General features: G+C 60.7%; 19 protein-coding genes and 1 pseudogene. 6 read left to right on the top strand and 14 right to left on the bottom strand.

Going from position 1 to position 18681, the window contains the following annotated elements; translation table 11 throughout:
* From AC0L26_RS03385 to AC0L26_RS03360, 6 genes are read right to left on the bottom strand one after another with little or no spacing between them, the layout of a single operon-like run.
* Entirely contained in the window at positions 1-1533 is a 1533-nt protein-coding gene (locus AC0L26_RS03385; protein WP_473631253.1) for an acyl--CoA ligase, read from the bottom strand.
* On the bottom strand, positions 1526-2224 hold the full coding sequence (locus tag AC0L26_RS03380) for a fumarylacetoacetate hydrolase family protein (protein WP_473631529.1): 699 nt from the start codon (positions 2222-2224) through the stop codon (positions 1526-1528). Before AC0L26_RS03380 ends, AC0L26_RS03385 begins: the two co-directional genes overlap by 8 nt.
* Before the next feature lie 2 nt (positions 2225-2226).
* Positions 2227-2982 (bottom strand): ABC transporter permease, encoded by a 756-nt coding sequence (locus AC0L26_RS03375; protein ID WP_473631252.1) that lies wholly within the window; start codon positions 2980-2982, stop codon positions 2227-2229.
* Between the two features lie 6 nt (positions 2983-2988).
* Complete coding sequence (locus AC0L26_RS03370; RefSeq protein WP_352937797.1) at positions 2989-3792, bottom strand: ABC transporter ATP-binding protein; 804 nt, start codon at positions 3790-3792, stop codon at positions 2989-2991.
* A gap of 1 nt (position 3793) precedes the next feature.
* On the bottom strand, positions 3794-4621 hold the full coding sequence (locus AC0L26_RS03365; RefSeq protein ID WP_473631251.1) for an ABC transporter permease: 828 nt from the start codon (positions 4619-4621) through the stop codon (positions 3794-3796).
* Between the two features lie 12 nt (positions 4622-4633).
* Positions 4634-5629 carry an ABC transporter substrate-binding protein gene (locus AC0L26_RS03360; RefSeq protein WP_473631250.1) on the bottom strand — a complete coding sequence of 332 codons (996 nt, stop codon included), beginning with the start codon at positions 5627-5629 and terminating at the stop codon, positions 4634-4636.
* A gap of 178 nt (positions 5630-5807) precedes the next feature.
* On the opposite strand from AC0L26_RS03360, the gene AC0L26_RS03355 reads away from it, so the two are divergent.
* Positions 5808-6500 (top strand): FadR/GntR family transcriptional regulator, encoded by a 693-nt coding sequence (locus AC0L26_RS03355; protein WP_473631249.1) that lies wholly within the window; start codon positions 5808-5810, stop codon positions 6498-6500.
* Positions 6501-6741: 241 nt separating this feature from the next.
* Positions 6742-7899, top strand: coding sequence for a fumarylacetoacetate hydrolase family protein (locus tag AC0L26_RS03350; protein WP_473631248.1), 1158 nt, complete (start codon positions 6742-6744; stop codon positions 7897-7899).
* Positions 7900-8057: 158 nt separating this feature from the next.
* On the opposite strand, the gene AC0L26_RS03345 is transcribed toward AC0L26_RS03350, so the two are convergent.
* Positions 8058-9860, bottom strand: coding sequence for a vWA domain-containing protein (locus AC0L26_RS03345; RefSeq protein ID WP_473631247.1), 1803 nt, complete (start codon positions 9858-9860; stop codon positions 8058-8060).
* Positions 9861-10378: 518 nt separating this feature from the next.
* Here AC0L26_RS03345 and AC0L26_RS03340 point away from each other — a divergent pair.
* From AC0L26_RS03340 to AC0L26_RS03325, 4 genes are all read left to right on the top strand, one after another.
* The gene (locus AC0L26_RS03340) at positions 10379-11311 is read left to right on the top strand and encodes a substrate-binding domain-containing protein (RefSeq protein WP_354488343.1); all 933 of its coding nucleotides are present in this window, start codon (positions 10379-10381) and stop codon (positions 11309-11311) included.
* A 122-nt stretch (positions 11312-11433) separates the two neighbouring features.
* Positions 11434-12420, top strand: coding sequence for an ABC transporter permease (locus AC0L26_RS03335; protein WP_473631246.1), 987 nt, complete (start codon positions 11434-11436; stop codon positions 12418-12420).
* A 3-nt stretch (positions 12421-12423) separates the two neighbouring features.
* Entirely contained in the window at positions 12424-13218 is a 795-nt protein-coding gene (locus AC0L26_RS03330) for an ATP-binding cassette domain-containing protein (RefSeq protein WP_473631245.1), read from the top strand.
* Positions 13219-13288: 70 nt separating this feature from the next.
* Positions 13289-14311: a LacI family DNA-binding transcriptional regulator gene (locus AC0L26_RS03325; protein ID WP_473631244.1), complete on the top strand. Its 1023-nt coding sequence runs from the start codon at positions 13289-13291 to the stop codon at positions 14309-14311.
* A gap of 686 nt (positions 14312-14997) precedes the next feature.
* Here the strand turns inward: AC0L26_RS03325 and AC0L26_RS03320 are convergent.
* The 7 genes and pseudogenes from AC0L26_RS03320 to AC0L26_RS03290 form a co-directional block, all read right to left on the bottom strand.
* A complete protein-coding gene (locus AC0L26_RS03320; RefSeq protein ID WP_473631243.1) occupies positions 14998-15240 on the bottom strand; it encodes a DUF982 domain-containing protein in 243 nt (80 codons plus the stop codon).
* Between the two features lie 95 nt (positions 15241-15335).
* Positions 15336-15554, bottom strand: coding sequence for a hypothetical protein (locus tag AC0L26_RS03315; protein ID WP_473631242.1), 219 nt, complete (start codon positions 15552-15554; stop codon positions 15336-15338).
* Between the two features lie 501 nt (positions 15555-16055).
* Entirely contained in the window at positions 16056-16277 is a 222-nt protein-coding gene (locus AC0L26_RS03310) for a hypothetical protein (RefSeq protein ID WP_473631241.1), read from the bottom strand.
* A 70-nt stretch (positions 16278-16347) separates the two neighbouring features.
* Complete coding sequence (locus tag AC0L26_RS03305) at positions 16348-16557, bottom strand: hypothetical protein (RefSeq protein ID WP_352937779.1); 210 nt, start codon at positions 16555-16557, stop codon at positions 16348-16350.
* Between the two features lie 107 nt (positions 16558-16664).
* Positions 16665-16964 (bottom strand): DUF1236 domain-containing protein, encoded by a 300-nt coding sequence (locus tag AC0L26_RS03300; protein WP_473631240.1) that lies wholly within the window; start codon positions 16962-16964, stop codon positions 16665-16667.
* A gap of 481 nt (positions 16965-17445) precedes the next feature.
* Positions 17446-17769, bottom strand: a pseudogene (locus tag AC0L26_RS03295) (DNA adenine methylase); the annotation flags it as partial.
* 265 nt (positions 17770-18034) lie between these two features.
* Entirely contained in the window at positions 18035-18616 is a 582-nt protein-coding gene (locus AC0L26_RS03290; RefSeq protein ID WP_352937777.1) for a TetR/AcrR family transcriptional regulator, read from the bottom strand.
* Between the last annotated feature and the right edge of the window lie 65 nt (positions 18617-18681).

Genomic DNA, 18681 nt, shown 5'->3' with positions numbered 1-18681 from the left:
TTATCCCAGACCGGATTTGGCAAGACCGAGTTTGGTCGCGAGGCCGATGCGCTGCAGCTTGCCCGTCGCGCCCTTCGGGATTTCGTCCAGGATCAAGACAATGCGCGGCACCTTGAAATCGGCAAGCCGCATCGCGGCAAAGCTGCGGATGTCGCTTTCTGTCGCGGCCATCCCCTCGCGCAGCACGATCGCCGCCGCGACCTCCTCGCCGAGCTTGTCGTGTGGGGTGGCGAAGGTGACGACCTGCGCCACCGCCGGATGGTCCATCAGCACGTCGTCGACCTCAAGCGGCGAGATCTTCTCACCGCCGCGGTTGATGATCTCCTTGAGCCGGCCGGTGACGCGCAGATAGCCGTCTTCGTCGAGCACGCCCTGGTCGCCGGTGTGAAACCAGCCATGGGCGAAGGCGGTGGCATTGGCGTCCGGGTTCTTCTCGTAGCCCGCGGTGACATTGGGCCCGCGAATGACGATCTCACCGGCTTCACCAGGCTTCAGCAATTGCCCGTCCGGCGCCATCACCGCGACCTCCGGTCCGGCGGCGGCGCCGACGCTGCCCGGCTTGCGCAGGCCCGGCGGCAACCGGTTCGAGGCCATCTGATGCGCGGCCTCGGTCATGCCGTAGGATTCGATCACTGGGCAGCCAAAAGTCGCTTCGAGCTCGGCCATCACCTGCGCCGGCAACGATGCCGAGGACGAGCGAATGAAGCGCAGCGGCGCCACCGCCAGTTGATCGGCATTGCGCGCCGCGCGCGGCAGAATCGCCTGATGCATGGTTGGCACCGCCGTGTACCAGCTCGGCCGCGCCTCGCCCAGCCAATGGAAGAAGCGCAGCGCGTTGAAGCCCGGCGTGCAGAAGACGCTGCCACCCGATGCAAGCGAGGACAGCACTGCCGCGATCAGCCCATGGATATGGAACAGCGGCATGATGTTGAGGCAGCGATCGCCTGATGTCAGGCCGAGCGTGGCGCCGATATGGGCAGCCGAGGCGGCAAGATTGGCGTGGCTGAGCGGCACCAGCTTGGGGCGTGATGTGGTGCCTGAGGTGTGCAGCAACAGCGCGATGTCGCCATCCTCAGCCAGGCCGGAAAAAACAGACGGACCGACCGGTTTTCCCTCGATCTCAAAGCTGCCGGCTGGCGCGTCACCTCGCGCGATCAGCCTGAGCACAGCTATGCCCAGACGCTCGGCGACGGCGACCGCCGGGCCGCTTTCGTCCTCGGCGACCAGGATTGCGTTGGCGCCGATGTCGGAGAGATAAAAATCGAGCTCGTCGGCCCGGTAGGCCGGATTGAGCGGCGCAGTCGAGGCGGCGGCCGCCACGGCGACAAAGGCCGTCGCCATCTCCGGGCCGTTTGGCAGCACGATCGCCACCCGGTCGCCACGGCCTAGGCCGAGCGCATTGAGCCGCGCAGCCGTTTCGGAGATCAGCCGGCGCAGTCCGCCATGGGTGAGCGTGGTTCTGTCCGGCGCCGAGATCGCCGGCGCACCGTCCGCTCCGGGGGCAAGCCGTTCAATGATCGACGCCTCAGACAACGCGAACCTCTAGGTCGCCGACGCCGTCGATATGACCGCGAAGAACATCACCGCGAATGACCGCGCCGACGCCCGCCGGCGTGCCGGAAAGAATGATGTCTCCCGGCATCAACGTGAAAAGACCTGAGAGATAGCTGATCATTTCGGGAACTTTCCATATCATCTGGTTGAGATCGCCGGTCTGTTTGCGCTCGCCATTGACGTCCAACCAAATCGCGCCCTGGTCAGGATGACCGATCGAGCTTGCCGGAACCAACGGCGTGCATGGCGCCGACGCCTCGAAGGCCTTGCCGACCTCCCATGGACGCCCCATGTCCTTCGCCTTACCTTGCAGGTCGCGCCGCGTCATGTCGAGACCTACGCCATAGCCGAACACGCAGTCCAGAGCCTTTTCGACCGCTATATCCGTACCGCCGCTTTTCAGCGCCACGACCATTTCGATCTCGTGATGGACATCGTTGGAGGCCGGGGGATATGGAAATTCTCCGCTGACATTGAGGTTGTCGGGGTTCTTCTGGAAGAAGAACGGCGGCTCCTTGTTGGGGTCGTGTCCCATCTCGACGGCATGCGCGGCATAGTTCCGCCCGACGCAATAGACCCGGTGCACCGGAAACACCTTGTCGGTTCCCGCCACCGGAATGCCCGGGATTGCGGTCGGTTCGATGACGTAACTTGAGGTGGTGCCGTGCATGTTCACTGTCTTGCTCCTGCATAGTATTCGACTTTGGCTTCGGCCCTCTCGATCAGTTCGGCGATCAGCAGGGCGAAGGCAAAAAGGATGATGGTCAAGGCCCAGAATTCGGCCATGCGGAAATTTCGCGAGAAGGTCTCGAACAGCGCGCCGTAACCGACGATGGCAACGAGCAACTGGCCGATGACGACGCCCTTGACGCCGCGGATGAGGCCGAGGCGGATGCCGGCAAGGATTTCCGGAAGTGCCGCCCACAGGATGATCTTGGTATAGAGCGCCGGGCGTGAGGCGCCATAGGAACGCGCCATTTCGATCAGCGACGGCGAGATATGGCGGACCCCGGCGCGGGTGTCGAGAACGATGATCCAGATCGCAAACAGGAACACCGCCGCAACGATCGTCTTCTCGCCGAAGCCGAACAGGATCATCAGCACCGGGACGATGGCCGAGAGCGGTGCGCTTGAAAAGATGTTGACCCACATGCCGAGCAGATCGTCGGCAATCTTGAGGCGTCCCATCAGGATGCCCAGAGGCACGCCGATGACGATCGACAGGGCCATGCCCATGGCGAAGGCGCGAAGGGTCGTGACCGTCGCGCTCTGCCAGGACGAGGTCTGCACGAGGTTGAACGCTGCAGCCAGCACGTCGCTAAACGGCGGCAGCAGAAAGATAAGGTCCAGCCGGCCGACGACTTCCCATACGACGCACCAGACGAGCAGGGACGCCATCATTGGTACACGATAGCCAAACAAGGTCATGGCCGGTCATTCCACATATTGCTTCAGCCCCTGCCAGATCTCATCAACCGTATCGAGATAGTGCCTGTCGCGATGAATGCGCTCCGGGTCGCCGGAGCGGTCGATTGCCGGTTCGATGATCTGCGAAACCCGGCCGGGTCTCGGCGACAGCAACACGATGCGGTCGGAGATGTAGACCGCCTCCTCGATCGAATGCGTCACGAAGATGAAAGTCTTGTTCTGGTTGGTGCGCAGCCTGATCAGGTCTTCCTGGAACTTGCGCCGGTTCTGCTCGTCGACCGCCGAAAACGGTTCATCGAGCAGCAGGACATCGGCATCGACCGACAAGGCCCGCGCCAGGCCGACGCGCTGGCGCATGCCGCCCGATAGTTCGTGCGGATATTTGTCCTCGAAGCCGGCAAGACCCACCTCGGCGATGTAGCGGCGGGCGGTCTCCTCGCGCTCGGCCTTGTTGGTGCCGCGCAATTCCAGGCCGAAGGCCACGTTGCGCGTCACCGTCGCCCAAGGCATCAGCGCAAAATCCTGGAACACGAAAGCGCGTTCGGGGCCAGGTGCGCTGACGCGCTTGCCGTTGATCGCGACGGTGCCGCCATCGGCCCGTATCAGCCCCGCTATGATCTTCAACAGCGTCGTCTTTCCGCAACCGCTGGGTCCGAGAAGGCTGGTCAGCTTGCCTCTGGGAAAGTCGAGATCGATGCCGCGCAAGGCTTCGACATTGCCGTAGGTCTTGGAAATTCCTCTCACTTCCACGATTGAATCGATCGGTGCGGGAACCGGCGACGGTCCATTTCGCAATGCGGTCGCGACCATCTTATGCACCTCTACTCTCGGGCCTGAAAACACGGACTTCCACCCACTGCAGAAAGACGAGCGTCAGGGTGGAAAGCGCGATGATCGAGGCAATTGTTGCGTACATCTCGGCGTAGTCTGCGCGCGAGCGGTGGAAGGTGATGAGGTCGCCGATGCCGGTCGGGGTGATCAGCAGTTCGGCGAGCACTACGCCGACGAAGCCGGCAGCGACGCCGAGGCGCAAGCCGGCAAAAATCACCGGACTGGCGTCAGGAAGAATGATCTTGGCGATGGTCTGCCAACCTGTGCCCATGAACGATCGGCACATGACGAGCAGCGACTCGTTAACGTTGCGAACGGCCTTGTAGGTGTTGAGAACGATGACCGGCAGCGCCAGGATCATGACGGCGAGCGTTTTGGCGGTCATGCCGATGCCGTAGACGAAGGTGACCATCGGAATGAAGGCGGCGACGGGTGCAGCCTGAAGCACGATGAACACGGGAATCACCAGCCATTCGCCGGTGCGCCACAAGCCGCAGATCGTGCCGAGACCGACACCCAGGAACGCCGACAGGACGACGCCGAGCACCAGCGGCTGCAGTGTAGAGAGGTAGGCGGTTGCCAAGCTGCCGTCGGCGAGCAGTCCGAAAAACGCGACGACAGTGTCGGAAAAAGTCGGGAAGGCGAAGCTGACGGGAATGCGGCCGGCCACCTCCCAAACCCCTGCGAACAGGGCGATCGACACGAGCCTGAGCAGGATCGGCTGGTCCCACGACGCGCCCGTTGCACTGCGATTGGAAAGAGGAGCGAGGCTGGCAGCCTCGCCGTCGGTTCTGATGCTTACGGCCATCCGGCAGGCCGCCTATTTCTTGCCGAGCTTGGCGACAGCACGGTCGAGTGCCGAGACATCCCAGAAGTCCTCGACCTTGAGGCCTGCGGGATCGCCTTCGATCTGGCCGGCAAGGCTGAAGAAGGCGAAGTCGTCGGCGGCCGCATCCGCTCCGCCGCCATTCAGCGCAAGGCTGCCGGCTTCCGCGGTTTCCTTGTAGTATTCGGTGATTTCGCTATCCGCCTCCGCGCCGAGATCCGGCAGCAATTTGTACTTGTTGCGAAGCTCGACCGCCACCGCCGGGTTCGCGGTGATTTCGCGCGCGGTCTTCATCAGTTCCTCGACCAGGATATCGACATCGGCGGCGTTGTTCTTCAGATAGTCTGCGGTCGCGAAAAGCGCTTCGTCCGAGGCGCCGAGGTCCTCGACCGGCAAGACGATGAACTTGCCGGGAGCTTCAGCCTCGAGCGCGCGCCTGTTGGCGGCATCGACGATCGACGCCTTCAGCGTTCCCTGGAGCAGCGCATTGCGGCGAACCTCGGAACCCGGGACATAGCTGATGTTGCCGAGCTTGATGCCGTGGTTCTTCGCCATCAGCAGCATGACCGCCTCGGTGCCGGAACCGCGCGCCTGAACGGCGACTTCCTGCCCGTCGAGATCCTTCCATTCCTTGTAGAATTCGCTGTTGACGACAGGAAAGAAGCGCAGCGTCGATATCTGCGCAAAGATGCGGATCGGCACGCCCACCTTCTGGATAAGAGTATAGGGCGCGCCGATGCCAACATCGGCCTGGCCGCCGACAATGGCCTGGGCTGCCAGATCCTCATCATTGAGAACAATGAGCTCGACATTCACGCCGCGTTCCTTGGCGCGCTCTATCGCGGCGAGTGTCTGGATGGATTCTATACCCGGAAGGTCGCCGAATGCGATGCGCATGTCACCTGCGTTTGCGGCCGACAGGGGCATTGCACATGCCAGGGCCGCGGCGAAAGCGGTGGCAAGGATGGTACGTCTGGTCATGCTGGCCATTGTCATTCCTCCCGTTTTTTGTAACCATTGCCTTGATTGGTTAAGGCTATGGAGCGAATTGGTCAAGGAGAAACTGCACCATCTCGGATACGCGGGCCCAGAAAACTCGGCAGTTGACGGTTTACGCTAATCGTTTTAACACCGGCGAAGGGAAATCTTAGGCGAATTGGTTAAATTGATGGACGATGCCGGAAATGGCGGTCACGCCGCCCTGGTTCAGCTTCAGGCCTATCTTGCCCAGATGGACCATGCCGGTGAGACGCGGCTGCCTGCCGAGCGCGAACTTTCCGAGAGCCTCGGCGTATCGCGCGGCGATCTGCGCAAGGCGCTGGCGGTGCTCGAGAAGGACGGCCGCATCTGGCGTCATGTTGGCAGGGGCACTTTCGTCGGCAGCGGACCAGTCGAGGAGACGATCGGGATTTCGGAAATCGCCGGGCGCACCAATCCGGCCGACGTGATGCGCGCGCGCCTCATCATCGAGCCCGAGATTGCGCGCGAAGCGGCGCTGCACGCAACGCTTTCGGATATCGCCTCGATGCGGCAATCGCTGGTGCAGACGCGGGAAGCCGTCACATGGCGGCAATACGAGAATTTCGACAATCTGCTCCACCGGCAGATTGCGCAGGCGAGCCGCAACAATGTGCTGCTCGGCCTGTTCGACGTCCTGAACGCCGTGCGCCGAACCGTGGTCTGGGGACGTCTTCGTTCAGAAGGCGTCCGCCCCCCGGCAGACCATCACAGCTTTGCCGACCATGAACGGATCGTCGAAGCGATCGCCGAGCGCGACCTCGGCGGCGCTGCGACGGCGATGCGCCTGCATCTCCAGCAGGTCGAGCGGCGCTTGATCCCCGTACGCGAAGCCGCCGAATAGCCGAGCCGCGCCTCAATGGTTTTGAACGGACATCTCCGCCTCTCCATTGGGGCACATCGCACTCGATTGGGGTCCAGGGGCACAGACAGCGCCGGATAGCGGCGCCCGGCTCTAGGACGGGATAGACCTTTCGACGGAATTTGTTGAAAGTGCCGCGCCGATGCCGACCAGGCCGGCGCGATCGAGCCGCACGGCCGGGAAAGACCGTCGCGGCAGGACGAGACATAGAGGAGTTTGAACCATGACCAACCCGACGCACCTGCCCGCCGAGGGCCTTTTCATCGGCCGCGCCAGGGCCAGCGATGCATCGTACCCGCTGGTGGTCACTGTTCGCGACGGCACCATCTTCGACATCACATCGAGCATGGCACCAACTGTGCGCGACGTCTTCGAGATGCCGGATCCGGCAGGCTACGTCCACGCTGCCAGGGGCGAACCGATCGGGTCGCTTGACGCAATCGCCGCCAACAGTTTCCAGGCCGCGCGCGATCCGGAAAAACCATACCTGCTTTCTCCGGTCGACCTGCAGGCTATCAAGGCATCGGGCGTTACCTTTGTCGTCAGCCTGCTCGAACGGGTCATCGAGGAGCAGGCGCGCGGCTCGGCCGAGAAGGCGGACGCCATTCGCGCCGATATTGCCGGGCTGATCGGCCATGATCTGTCGAAGCTCAAGCCCGGCTCGCCCGAAGCGATGGAGATCAAGGCCAAGCTGATCCAGCGCGGCGCCTGGTCGCAATATCTGGAAGTGGGCATCGGCCCCGACGCCGAGATCTTCACCAAATGCCAGCCGATGGCCTCGGTCGGCTTCGGCGCCGATGTCGGCCTGCATCCGGTGTCGACATGGAACAATCCCGAACCCGAGATCGCGATGATCGCGGCCAGCAGCGGCAAGATCGTCGGCGCAACAATCGGCAACGACGTCAATCTGCGCGATGTCGAAGGGCGCTCGGCGCTGCTGCTCGGCAAGGCCAAGGACAATAATGCCTCAGCCTCGCTTGGACCTTTCATCCGGCTGTTCGACACGACATTTTCCATCGACGACGTAAAGCAGGCCATCGTGCGCCTGAAGGTCGAGGGCGAAGACGGATTTTCGCTGGAGGGCGCCAGCTCGATGGCCGAGATCAGCCGTTCGCCGGAGGAACTGGTCGCTGCCGCGATGGGGCCGCATCACCAATATCCCGACGGACTGGCGCTTTATCTCGGCACCATGTTCGTGCCGTCGAAGGACCGTGGCGAAAAGGGCAAGGGTTTTACGCATAAAATCGGCGACATCGTCACCATCTCATCGGAGAAATTCGGCGCGCTGGTCAACCGCGTGCGGCTGTCGCCCGACTGTCCGCATTGGACCTACGGCGCCAGCCATCTGATGCGCGACCTCGCCAAGGCCGACCTCATCTAGCGGTGAAAATCTGACGCTTGGTATCCGATGTGAAAGACTGCTCGGAGTGGTTCCCTGCCGGTCGTCTCGTCGACCGCAACGAGCAACGAGCGCCAATAGCTGACCTTCTGGAAAAATGGTGGGGTCTTGGTCAGTCATACAGGCTGCTGACTCCGGTCCTAAGGAGACGCAACGAAACTGGTCGTAGTCTTCAAATGCGGGAAGATCTGCTGTTCCCTGACCACACCAAAGAACTCGATCTCTTCCTTGCTCGACTTGAGCGCAAGAATTCCGGTGAACTCCCTTACTAGGGCTGGGCTGGTCGGTGGCACCCAAGTCGCCATGGCATTTTGTCCGACGTCGATTACTCCTTTATAGGCATCTCCGGCCATGGCGGGGGGTGCAGGAGAAACCTTGGTAGAATTGATGCCTGAAGATCTAAGCTTCGTTGCGAGTATTGTCTCGGAAGGAGGCGTGAGGCTACCTGCCGCGATGTCCGCCACGAAGTCATCAAAGCCCGGTTCAGAATCCGCGACCTTAAAGAGCGGGGCTAGGTATGACCACCTCGTCAAGAAATCATCATCCTCGATATCATTCACCCCATCGGCTGCAAATGTGTTTTCCTTAACAACGTACTTTCCCTTCCATTCTGAGTTCCCAGAAAGCCGTTCCTCGAGATAGAGCACTGAAGGTTTCGGAGAGATGGCGGTCGGCGCAGGGACGAACTCCGATAGCCGCGATTTGTCTACGTCAAAGCCGCCGCTTAGGTCGTCCACGATCGAGATGTCATAAATAGGCTGAGCCAGTGTATTGATGACGTGCAGCGTTAGGGTGCGCTCCGGTTCATCCCATTCTTTTTTCAGGTATACGCCGCAGCGAAGTATAGTGATGTCGGTGCTAACAAACGGGATATTTTTTGCCTTTGGCTCGCCGTTGAAATACTCCACCATCGAACCGGCCGCGTGCAAGGGCACGACCCTGTCCACGTCAGCGCAGTTGGGAGCGGTAATCCGGAAAAAATACCCGAAGTACCTAGACTCGGGGATTTCACCTATCGTCGGAATATCAAGCCGTCCATTCGTGTACAACAACGACACAGCGGTGCTGAGCTCATCTTCAAAGTCCTGATCGTGCCCAGTCGGGAGGATCGTCGTCACAAAGCTTTGATCTACCGCGGAGAATTCGGGGTTCAGGTACTCGTGAACCGAAATTGACTTAGTCGATAGCTCCTTGACACCATCCTTGAACAGCTTTTCAAAAATGGGGGGGAGATCGCTCGCTGCCTTGGCCTCAATAAACTGACCGCCCGTTGCATCCGCGACTGTCTGGAGGAGGCCGCCTAGCAAGTCGTCTCCGAGCCCTACCGTGTGAATGGTCAAGTGATCGCGTGCGGCCTGCCGGACCATTTGTCGGATGGCTCGGTCTTGACCGGATTCGTCAGGAAATGGGCGCCCATCTGTGAAGAGTATCGCAAAGCGCCGAGGTTCGCTAACTTGACGAAGAATGGCCAACCCTGCCCTCACCCCGTCAGCCATGTTTGTTCGCCCCTGAGCTATTCCCGCGTTTATCGCGTTCTTCGTTTTGGAGAAGTCGTTGCTCAAGGGCGCAATGACCGATGCCCCGTCGGAGAACCGGATCGCTGCAACTTCGTCTTGCGTGCCGTCGAGTAAATCGATCAACCCTCCAGCGGCAGACTTCAGCGTGCCGAGATTTCCAGCCATGCTTCCCGAGTAGTCCAGAACAAAAACGACTCCGGAAGGGACGTTCACGGTTTGGGTTTTTGTGTCGCCCTCGACTTCCACGACCACCCTGGTCTCCTGACCGTTGAGTAGGATGGGGTCGTCCACGTGAACATGAAACGTGAGTACTGGATACTTTAGTGCAACCGTCGCACTGGAGTTCGAACCAGACGCAGCAGCGGCCATACTGGATCCCACGAACATTATCAGGATCGCGCTGCAAAGTGCTTTCAGAAGACGCATAATCGATCCTCCAACTGTAAAATGACTACAAGGAATAATTTGGTGCAGCAAAGCTGAACATTTTGCAAGCATAAGTTACCGATGGGATTCCTCGTGTTGCTACTGGAATAGTTCTTCGAACATCCGGCATACGTAACGGCCATGGGCAGCCTTTCTAAAGAGCGACATCCTTGGACAACCGCTACGGGTCAGAACCGCTGGTTGCGATGAAGGTCGACTATCGGGCAGCGAAATAGGCTGATGAAGGGCGACTTTGGGTCATGCGCGTGAGTTCGGCGCGACCGAACTTCCGCAAGAGGGGAAACTTGCCTGCCAAATATCAGCCAAACTGATGCAATCTGATGGGGCTGCTGATGGCGCTTGGGGTTGCGCCAACTACCACTGGCAAATGGAGGCTTGCCATATGTCGAAAAAGCGGATGCTCTGATGCATTCAGATCGGCGCTGGCAAGAATGCGATCAGGATTTGCCTGATCGTAGTCGGAGGTGGAGGCAGTTTTCAAAATGGGAGGAAATCAAATGCTGACAAAGCTACGACTATTTGTATTCGGCTTGATCGTGGCGCTGGCCATTCCGGCGGCGGCGCAGGCCAAGACCTTCTACTGGATTTCGCATGGCGGGCCGGCCGACCCGGTCTGGACCTACTTCCTCGCCGGCGCCAAGCAGTGGGCGACGGACACCGGCAACACCGTCAACACCTCGTTCCACAATGGCGACGTGGCGTCCCAGCAGGAGGCGGTTCGCGCGGCTATCGCCGCCAAGGCCGACGGCATCACCACCACCAGCCCCGACCCTGGCAGCCTTATCGAGCTCGCTAAGGAAGCACGGGCGGCGAACATCCCGATCATCAACTTCAACACGCCCGATCCGAAGGCGGACTTCAACGCCTATGTCGGCGGCGACAACGTCACCTTCGGCAAGAACTGGGCGCAGTATCTGGTCGACAAGGGCCTGGTGAAAAAGGGCGATTTTGTCTGGATGCCGGTCGAAATCCCAGGCGCCACCTATGGCGTCCAGGAAGAAGAGGGCATTAAGAGCGTGTTCGAGCCGCTCGGCATCACTTACGAGATCACCGAAGCCACGCTCGATCAGGCCGAAGCGATCAACCGCATGGTCGACTACCTCACCGCCAACAGGGCCAAGGTCAAGGCGATCATCGGCCTCGGCGATCTGGTGACCGGCTCGATCAAGAGGGTGTTCGACCAGGCTGGCATCAAGCCGGGCGAAATCCCTGTCGTCGGCTGGGGTAACTCGCTCGACACCACCCAGGAGGTGCTGACCGGCTACGTCAATGCCGGGCAGTGGCAGGATCCGCAGGCGACCAGCTATGTGGCGCTTTCGCTGGCCAACATGGCGGCCAGCGGCATTCCCCCCGGCTTCGACGTGATCACCGGCGCGCTCTACGAAAAGGACACCGCGCAGGTCTACGACGACATCCTGTCCGGCAAATAACACCGCGATCGGGATGATTGCGGAGGGCTTCCGCCGCGATCATCCCCTTCATTCCGCCGAGCCCCGAAAGCGCGTCCTGCGGTGCCGGGCTTGGCCAGTTCCAACCATGTCGCGGGTCCAACGTGGAAAATAGCTCCATCATCCAACGCTCGATCGCCAGGCCGGAATTCGGGCCCTTCGTACTGCTTGTCGTCGAGCTCGCCGTATTCTGGGGGTTCAACCACGACTTCCTGTCACCGCAGAACATCAGCAATATACTGGCCTTCACCGTCGAACTTGGCCTGATCGCGCTGGCGATGACGCTGCTGATGACATCGGGCGAATTCGACCTCTCGGTCGGATCGCTGTTCGGTTTCTCTCCCGTCTTGATGTGGACGCTCTTCAACAGCGGCGTCACCTCGCTGGAAGCCGGCTTCGTCGTGGCGTTGCTGGTTGCCGCCTTCATCGGGCTGGTCAATGGCTGGTTCGTGACGCAGCTCAAGATCCCGTCCTTCCTGGTGACGCTCGGCATGCTGCTGGTGGTGCGCGGCACCGCCCTGTTCGTCACCAACGGATTTCCGCAGCGGACCTGGAGCGCCGAGGGCAGCTGGCTCGCCGAGGCGCTGGTCGGCGATTTCTTCATTGGACCGTTTCGCATCTACATGTCGCTGTTCTGGTTCATCGCCGCCGCAATCGCACTCGGTTACGTGCTGACGCAGAGCCGGACCGGCAACTGGATCCAGGCGGCCGGCGGCAACCCCCAGGCAGCAAGGGCGCGCGGCGTCAATGTCAGCGGCGTCAAGATCGGCCTGTTCATCCTGTCGTCGGTCATGGCTTCGCTTGCCGGCGTGATCAGCTCACTGCGCACCTCGGCGGCCAATCCCAACAGCGGCACCGGCTACGAGCTCGAAGTGATCGCCATGGTGGTGATCGGCGGTACCGCGCTGACCGGCGGACGCGGTACCATCATCGGGACCGTGCTCGGCATCCTGATCCTGCGCGTCATGCGCAACGGTATCGTGCTGATCGGCGTGCCCGGCCTTGCCTACAACATCTTCATCGGCGCAATCATCCTCGGCATGATGGCGCTTCACTCATGGCTGGAACGCCGGCATCAGGCGGGGACTTGAACCATGGCTGAGCCGCTTGTCCGCATGGAAAACATCCGCAAGTCCTACGGCCGCGTGCAAGCGCTCGTAGACGCCAATTTCCATGTCAACGAAAGGGAGATCGTCGGTCTGCTCGGCGACAATGGCGCCGGCAAATCGACGCTGATCAAGGTCCTGTCGGGTGCAGTTCCGCTGACCGGCGGCGACATCTTCATCCGCGGCAAGAAGGTGGACTTGCGCAGCACCAGCGACGCCATCGCCCATGGCATCGAGACGATCTACCAGGACTCGGCGCTGGTCACGCAATTGTCGATCGCGCGCAACTTGTTCCTTGGGCGCGAGCCGATCAAACCGCCGCGTTTCCTCAACCGCATGGACCAGGAGGCAATGAACGTTGTCGCCCGCGACCTGCTCAAGCAGGTCGGGATCTCGAAGAACATTCCGCCGACCACGCCGATCGGCTCGCTCTCCGGCGGCGAGCGGCAGGCCGTGGCGATCGCCCGCGCCATGCATTTCGACAGCGACCTCATCATCCTCGACGAGCCGACCAACAATCTAGGCGTCGCCGAGACGCAAGGCGTGCTGAGCTTCGTGCGCAGCGCCCGCGATTCGGGCCATTCCTGCATCTTCATCGCCCATAATATCCATCACGTCTTCCAGGTGGTCGACCGCATCGTCGTCATGCGCCGCGGCAAGGTCGTCGCCGACAATATCGATCCGAAGAACACCAACGTCGTGGAAGTCGAACGGATCATCACCGGCATGTCCGACGAGCAGATCCACGAAGCCATCGTCCAGGGGAAGCAATCGCAGGGCTGAGCGGGTCAGTTGGAAGCCGGGCTCGCCGTTTCTCTGGCACGGGATCACATCAGCTCCTATGACTGCGACCATGAAGGCCACCGTTGCGGATATCGCCAGAAGTTGCGGGCTGTCGACCGCCACGGTCGACCGAGTGCTGAACAACCGGCCGGGCGCAAGTGCTGCCAACCGGCAGCGGGTGATGGAGGCGGCCAAGCAGCTCGGCTATTTGCCTGTCGTGGATCAGGTCGTGCTGCCCTCGCGGCCGGCGCATCTCGAGTTCTTCCTGCCGATCGGCTCCAATGCCTTCATGATGGATCTGGCAGGTCATATCGAGGATTATGCGGCGCGACTGCCGCTCGTCGCCTCCTGCCGGATCCACAAGCTCGCCGGCATCTCGCCGAGCGCGTTGCAAACGGCCGTCGAAAACCTCTCGCTTAGGGCAAACGGCGTTGGCGTCATCGCGATCGATCATCCGAGAACGCGCAACATCCTGCGCGAGATCGTCGAGGCCGGCATTCGCCTGGTCACGCTGGTCTCCGACGTGCCGGGCGCGCCTCGATCCGCCTATGTCGGCATTGACAACCGTGTCGCCGGGCGCACCGCCGCGCTGTTGATGGGACGTTTCCTGGGCGGGCGCCCGGGCCATCTGGCAATGGTCGTCGGCTCACGCTCCTATCGCGGGCATGAGGAACGCGAAATGGGCTTTCGATCCGTGCTCAGCGAGGAATTCCCCAATCTGACCGTCACCAGCGCCGTCGAGATCAACGACGAGCCTGATATCAGCTACACCGCGACGATGAAGGCGCTGCACAACGAGCCGGAGCTGCTCGGCATCTACTGCGTCGGTGCCGGACGTTCCGGGGTGGCGAAAGCGCTGCTGGAAGCCAAGCCGCAAAGGAGGCCGGTGTTCATCTGCCACGACCTTACACGGGCAACACGCGGCTATCTCGTCGATGATCTGCTCGACGTCGTCATCGACCAGAACGCGCGGCTGATCGCCGAGCAGTCGGTCATTCGCCTGCTCGGCTCGATCGCGTCATCGGCGCCCTATCTGACCAGGAAATTCATCGAGCCGCGCCTGATCTTTAGGGAAAACGTCCCGGTCCAGTGACGCCGCGCAAGGCAACGGTCACTCTGCCCGATGGTTAAAATTCGGTTGATACCGCAAATCTGCACATCTGCCATGCATCTTTCGTTGTTGCCGAATCATTGGGCAATGGGTAGTTTCGCAGGTGTCGGCCATCTACTCCTCCCAGATGCGATGCCGGCGCTGAGTGCGGTACACCTCCTCCCGTGCCGTATTCGAAATCAAGCCCGCTGCCACCTCCTCCCGGCAGCGGGCTTTTTTATTCCGGCTCTGGGCCACGAGTTCTTCAGCAACCGAAGAGCTGACGCAGTCCCGCAACAGGACGTCCGGCTCACCGAGAGCCAAATCTGTTTTGCACGCGTGCAATTTGGCTCTAAGGCCACCGCGAAGCCAGCCTGTCTAAGCGACGTCCCGATATCGATGACGATCATCGGCTCGACGCGTGTCCGATGACCCTACGCCGTTTCTTGGAACATAAGTGATTACTAACAGTTGTTTGGGATCAGTGGGCACCCCCCGCTTTCGCCCACTGCAGATCGGGCTGCAACCCGGTTGGCCCGCGCTCCGAGGAGGGCGCGGGCTCCTTCCCTAGCTGGCCGGCGCAGCTGAAACCGGCAGAGATGCGTGATGCATGTGGCTGTGTTCGCCGCGCGGCCGCTTGGTTTTCCCGTGAGGTCAAGATCGAACAGCAGGCAGATACTGGGCCCAAATCAAGAGGAGCGTAGCAACCCCTCCTCCCCTGCGGCAGCCCCGAAGGCTTTTCTTACGTCGTCGGCTGTGCCTTCGCCCTCGAGAACGGCCGTGCAAGCCTCGGCCGCCTTCTTCCACTTAGGTCCTCGCTTGGTCCACTTCATGAGCTCCGCGGCGGCACCCTCGACATTGTTGCAGCCGTAGGTAAGGCCAGGTCGATCGGTCTCGATGTTGACCGGAGGGTGAAACCAATGAAGAGCCATGAGGGAAATTTAGGGCAGCCGGGGGCTTCCGTCAGCGGCACTGCGTAGGATTGTTTCGTGGAGGTCGAAAGCGGCTCGCGTCGATTGAACGGCTACTACTCGCCCGCATCGGAAGCCACCGACAGGTCTAGGGCAGCAGCTATCTCTACAATAGCCTCGATCAGTTCATCGTTGGATGCGATCAAATCAGGCGCAGCCTGCCGAATATGGTCTAAAGTCGCTTTGATCGAAACAGTGTCCCCATGGTCTGCCCTGTTGAGGATCGCAGCGATTGCCTGATTTAGAACTGGACCGACCCTTTTTACGACGCTCATCCACCTTCCCCGCCTCGCAGCACTTCTCGCAGGAAATACCGCAGGCACCAAACTTTGCCGGCAACCAAGTGTTCCATGCGGAAAACAAAAAACCCGCCGAACAGGAGAGCGACGGACAATGATCTGGGATGCGACTAGACTGGAGGTGAGCCAGCCACTCTTTTATGAGCGCGGCTGGCAGCGGCGTCTCTGACCTCCATTCGGAGTTGGGCGATCGATCATTGGTGCCCGATGATTACGCGCAGAACCCGCGCTAGCTCGATCTCGCTAATTGGTACGATCAAGATCGTGCCCCGGGTGGGAGGATGTCATCACCCATGTAGCATCTCCTAATCAGGGTCTTTCTCGTCGGCCGATTTTCGCTCTCGCCGATCAAGTTCCTCCTGAAGCTCCGCCGCCAGCGCGATAAGCTTCGGCGTCAAAGGTTGATCGCCGACAAACCTTAGCAATCTGCGTATCTTCCGACGATAGTCTTCCGATCTGATCAAAACTCGAAAGGTGTCATTCTCTCGCGCTGCCATGACGGTTACCTTGTTTCAAATGCAACTCTTTGGTGCCTTCAGGGGTTCCATGAGGGTCGGGGAACTTTGGAATCGCGGAGCGGAAGTGAAATATCGGACCAACAACGCAGGCACGAGCTTCAAGGGCAAAGATCACGATCAGCCGATCAAACCCGAGGCGCAGCATGTCCAGCACTGCCCATTTGCGGACAGGGTTCGACATGCGCGATCTTGGCCAGGTGCTTCGTCACGCGAAGTCAAAGCATCAACCGCTGCTACCAGTGAATTGAGGCCTACCGCCCCAGTGGCAATTTGGACGCCGAAACAAGCTCGTCCTCATCGGTAAGACCGGCCGAGTAGTTTGCCAGGATCCGGGATGCGAGCGCTTCACGCCGCTGCTCGGATTGCCCTTCGATTTTGAGCCGGTCGAAAACGCGGCCCAGCAAAGCGACTTCAGATGAATCGAAGACGCCAGCCTCCTGAGCTTTCCGATAAATCGGCATTCGACCTCCATGCTAAACGAACTGTAATTCGACTCAGCAGTTTTACGCAAAGCAAAAAAGCCCGCCGCACCTTTCGGCGCGGCGGGCTGTCCTCCCAGTCGCGTAGGCTATTCGATGACTTTGATGATTTTGCGTGTGCCTGGATCAACGACAACAGTCCGGTCCTCGACCACCACGTAGCTGTATCTGGTGTCGGGAACTTCATGAAGCTCGACCGTCTCGGGCAGCGTTGAGCCTATATTGAGCTCCACCCCTGGCACCTTCACCGATGCGAGCGGCTGCTTCTTCACATATTCCTTGATGACGGTCTCCTGCTCAGGCTCGATGACTACGTCCTGAGCGGCAGCGGCGCCGATGCCTGCCAGCAGCAGAAATCCCGCAGCTGCAATGGAAAGACGCGTTCTCATAGCTATCTCCTTCGTGAGATCTCTTGCGCTGGACGGCATTCTCTTCCGCCCGGTCCACCCAAACCTCAGGCACCCGCGAACGTTCCTCCGCTGGGCTTAGGTCTGATCCGATTGTGGGACCAAAGTCTCTCTTATTTCGCGCGATAGCCCGGACATCGCGCCACCCGGAACGGCGGCTTCTCGTAGTCGTTGCCTCGCTGTGAGTTCACGGGAGGAGGCCATGGAAAAGAGTGTCCACCAGGCCCGCTGGTTGCTCGGTACGGTCTTCGCTGTCTCCATCACGTTTACGGCAATTGGAATGGTTGCTAGCTAGGGACCCGACCGGACCGAACGACGATAGAGATCTGCGCAGCTAAGTCCCTTCCTGCGCTGATAAAGGACCACCCGCCATTCCTCGATTTGGCGGGTGGCCCTCGTCATGGAGGAGGACGCGTGTAGGATCAGCGTTTCGACCGTCCGGTTAGAGTTGCTTTCGGCGCCGCTGGCCGAACAGCACCTTGCGGTAGTAGCCCTCGCTGCCGAAGTAGGGTGGGTCTAGGTAGAACAGCGTTTCCGGACGATCGTAGCGGTCGATGAAGGCCGACCAGTCGAGCTGCTCGACGACGACGCCGGCAAGACGATCGTGGACGTCCGTCAGGAGCGGCTCCAGGGTCGTCAGCTTGAAGCCGGCCGACGATCGCGGGTCGACGCCGAAGTTGCGCCCGGCGACTTTGCCGCCGAATGCTAGGCGCTGGAGATAGAGGAACCGGCCGGCGCGCTTCAGATCGGTCAAAGTGGCCGGGTCGCTCGCCTTCAGCCGCTCGAACAATGCCATTCGATTTTGCGCCTACTCCGTCGGCCGGCCGTTTTGGTGCCAGCTGAAGTTGCGCGGCCGGAATCCCGTCACACTTGTCACTCTCGCCAATTCGCTATCGGTCCTATCCTCACCAACAGGCAAGAGGTCGCGCCGTTAGTGCGGCGACAGACCGGCAAAGGAGAAGCGCGATGGCAGTACAGTCGAAAGGGCAAAAGAGCAGTCGGCGGCGTGGCTCGCAATGAACACGCTACCGATCGTTTTGCCGGTTGCGAGACTATCTGGCCCTGAAAGAGGTGATCAAGCCTTCCGCCATGCGGACGAATTGAGCGCTCGGGCCTTCGGCGCCGACGCTTTGCATGCTGACGCGGGCGCCTTCAAGCAGCAGCGACAGCGTGTCCGCAAGAAGCTCGGCCTGTCCGACGCCAGCGTCCCGGCACAGGCTAACCAGACGGTCGCGCTGGGCCTGCTTGAGTTCCTTGATCACCCGACGGGCGGGATGGTCGGTTTCGCTCAGTTCGATGGCGGCGTTCGCCATGTCGCAGCCGCGGCCGTCCGTCAACAGGCAATCGGCAGCCATGCGAACCCAGGCATGCAATTGCGCAAGTTTGTCGCCCGGATGCTCGGCCTCGAACTTCTGCCACATCGCGTTGGCGCTGCATGCTGTCGCCCGCAAGCACTCGATGACCAGATCGTCCTTGGACTCGAAATGTCGGTAGAGCGTCATCTTGTTGGTGCCGGCGGCCTCAGTGATTGCGTCGACGCCGACGCCCTTGATGCCATGCTTGTGGAACATATCCCGTGCCGTCTCCAGGATCCGATCCCGGGGGCGGATGCGCTCCGCAGTACCGTCTTCCATCAAAACCTCCTTGGTTTCGGGTTTTCCGAAAAATCCCTCGGTGCACCTCTTGACTAGGGTGTTAC

The sequence above is a fragment of the Mesorhizobium sp. WSM4823 genome (assembly GCF_055811195.1).
This window is presented reverse-complemented; position numbering and strand designations above follow the sequence as displayed.

Coding starts and splice junctions, on each gene's coding strand:
- AC0L26_RS03380 (WP_473631529.1), bottom strand. CDS start 2,224: ATGCACGGCACCACCTCAAGTTACGTCATCGAACCGACCGCAATCCCG.
- AC0L26_RS03375 (WP_473631252.1), bottom strand. CDS start 2,982: ATGACCTTGTTTGGCTATCGTGTACCAATGATGGCGTCCCTGCTCGTC.
- AC0L26_RS03370 (WP_352937797.1), bottom strand. CDS start 3,792: ATGGTCGCGACCGCATTGCGAAATGGACCGTCGCCGGTTCCCGCACCG.
- AC0L26_RS03365 (WP_473631251.1), bottom strand. CDS start 4,621: ATGGCCGTAAGCATCAGAACCGACGGCGAGGCTGCCAGCCTCGCTCCT.
- AC0L26_RS03360 (WP_473631250.1), bottom strand. CDS start 5,629: ATGGCCAGCATGACCAGACGTACCATCCTTGCCACCGCTTTCGCCGCG.
- AC0L26_RS03355 (WP_473631249.1), top strand. CDS start 5,808: ATGGACGATGCCGGAAATGGCGGTCACGCCGCCCTGGTTCAGCTTCAG.
- AC0L26_RS03350 (WP_473631248.1), top strand. CDS start 6,742: ATGACCAACCCGACGCACCTGCCCGCCGAGGGCCTTTTCATCGGCCGC.
- AC0L26_RS03345 (WP_473631247.1), bottom strand. CDS start 9,860: ATGCGTCTTCTGAAAGCACTTTGCAGCGCGATCCTGATAATGTTCGTG.
- AC0L26_RS03340 (WP_354488343.1), top strand. CDS start 10,379: ATGCTGACAAAGCTACGACTATTTGTATTCGGCTTGATCGTGGCGCTG.
- AC0L26_RS03330 (WP_473631245.1), top strand. CDS start 12,424: ATGGCTGAGCCGCTTGTCCGCATGGAAAACATCCGCAAGTCCTACGGC.
- AC0L26_RS03325 (WP_473631244.1), top strand. CDS start 13,289: ATGAAGGCCACCGTTGCGGATATCGCCAGAAGTTGCGGGCTGTCGACC.
- AC0L26_RS03320 (WP_473631243.1), bottom strand. CDS start 15,240: ATGGCTCTTCATTGGTTTCACCCTCCGGTCAACATCGAGACCGATCGA.
- AC0L26_RS03315 (WP_473631242.1), bottom strand. CDS start 15,554: ATGAGCGTCGTAAAAAGGGTCGGTCCAGTTCTAAATCAGGCAATCGCT.
- AC0L26_RS03310 (WP_473631241.1), bottom strand. CDS start 16,277: ATGTCGAACCCTGTCCGCAAATGGGCAGTGCTGGACATGCTGCGCCTC.
- AC0L26_RS03305 (WP_352937779.1), bottom strand. CDS start 16,557: ATGCCGATTTATCGGAAAGCTCAGGAGGCTGGCGTCTTCGATTCATCT.
- AC0L26_RS03300 (WP_473631240.1), bottom strand. CDS start 16,964: ATGAGAACGCGTCTTTCCATTGCAGCTGCGGGATTTCTGCTGCTGGCA.
- AC0L26_RS03290 (WP_352937777.1), bottom strand. CDS start 18,616: ATGGAAGACGGTACTGCGGAGCGCATCCGCCCCCGGGATCGGATCCTG.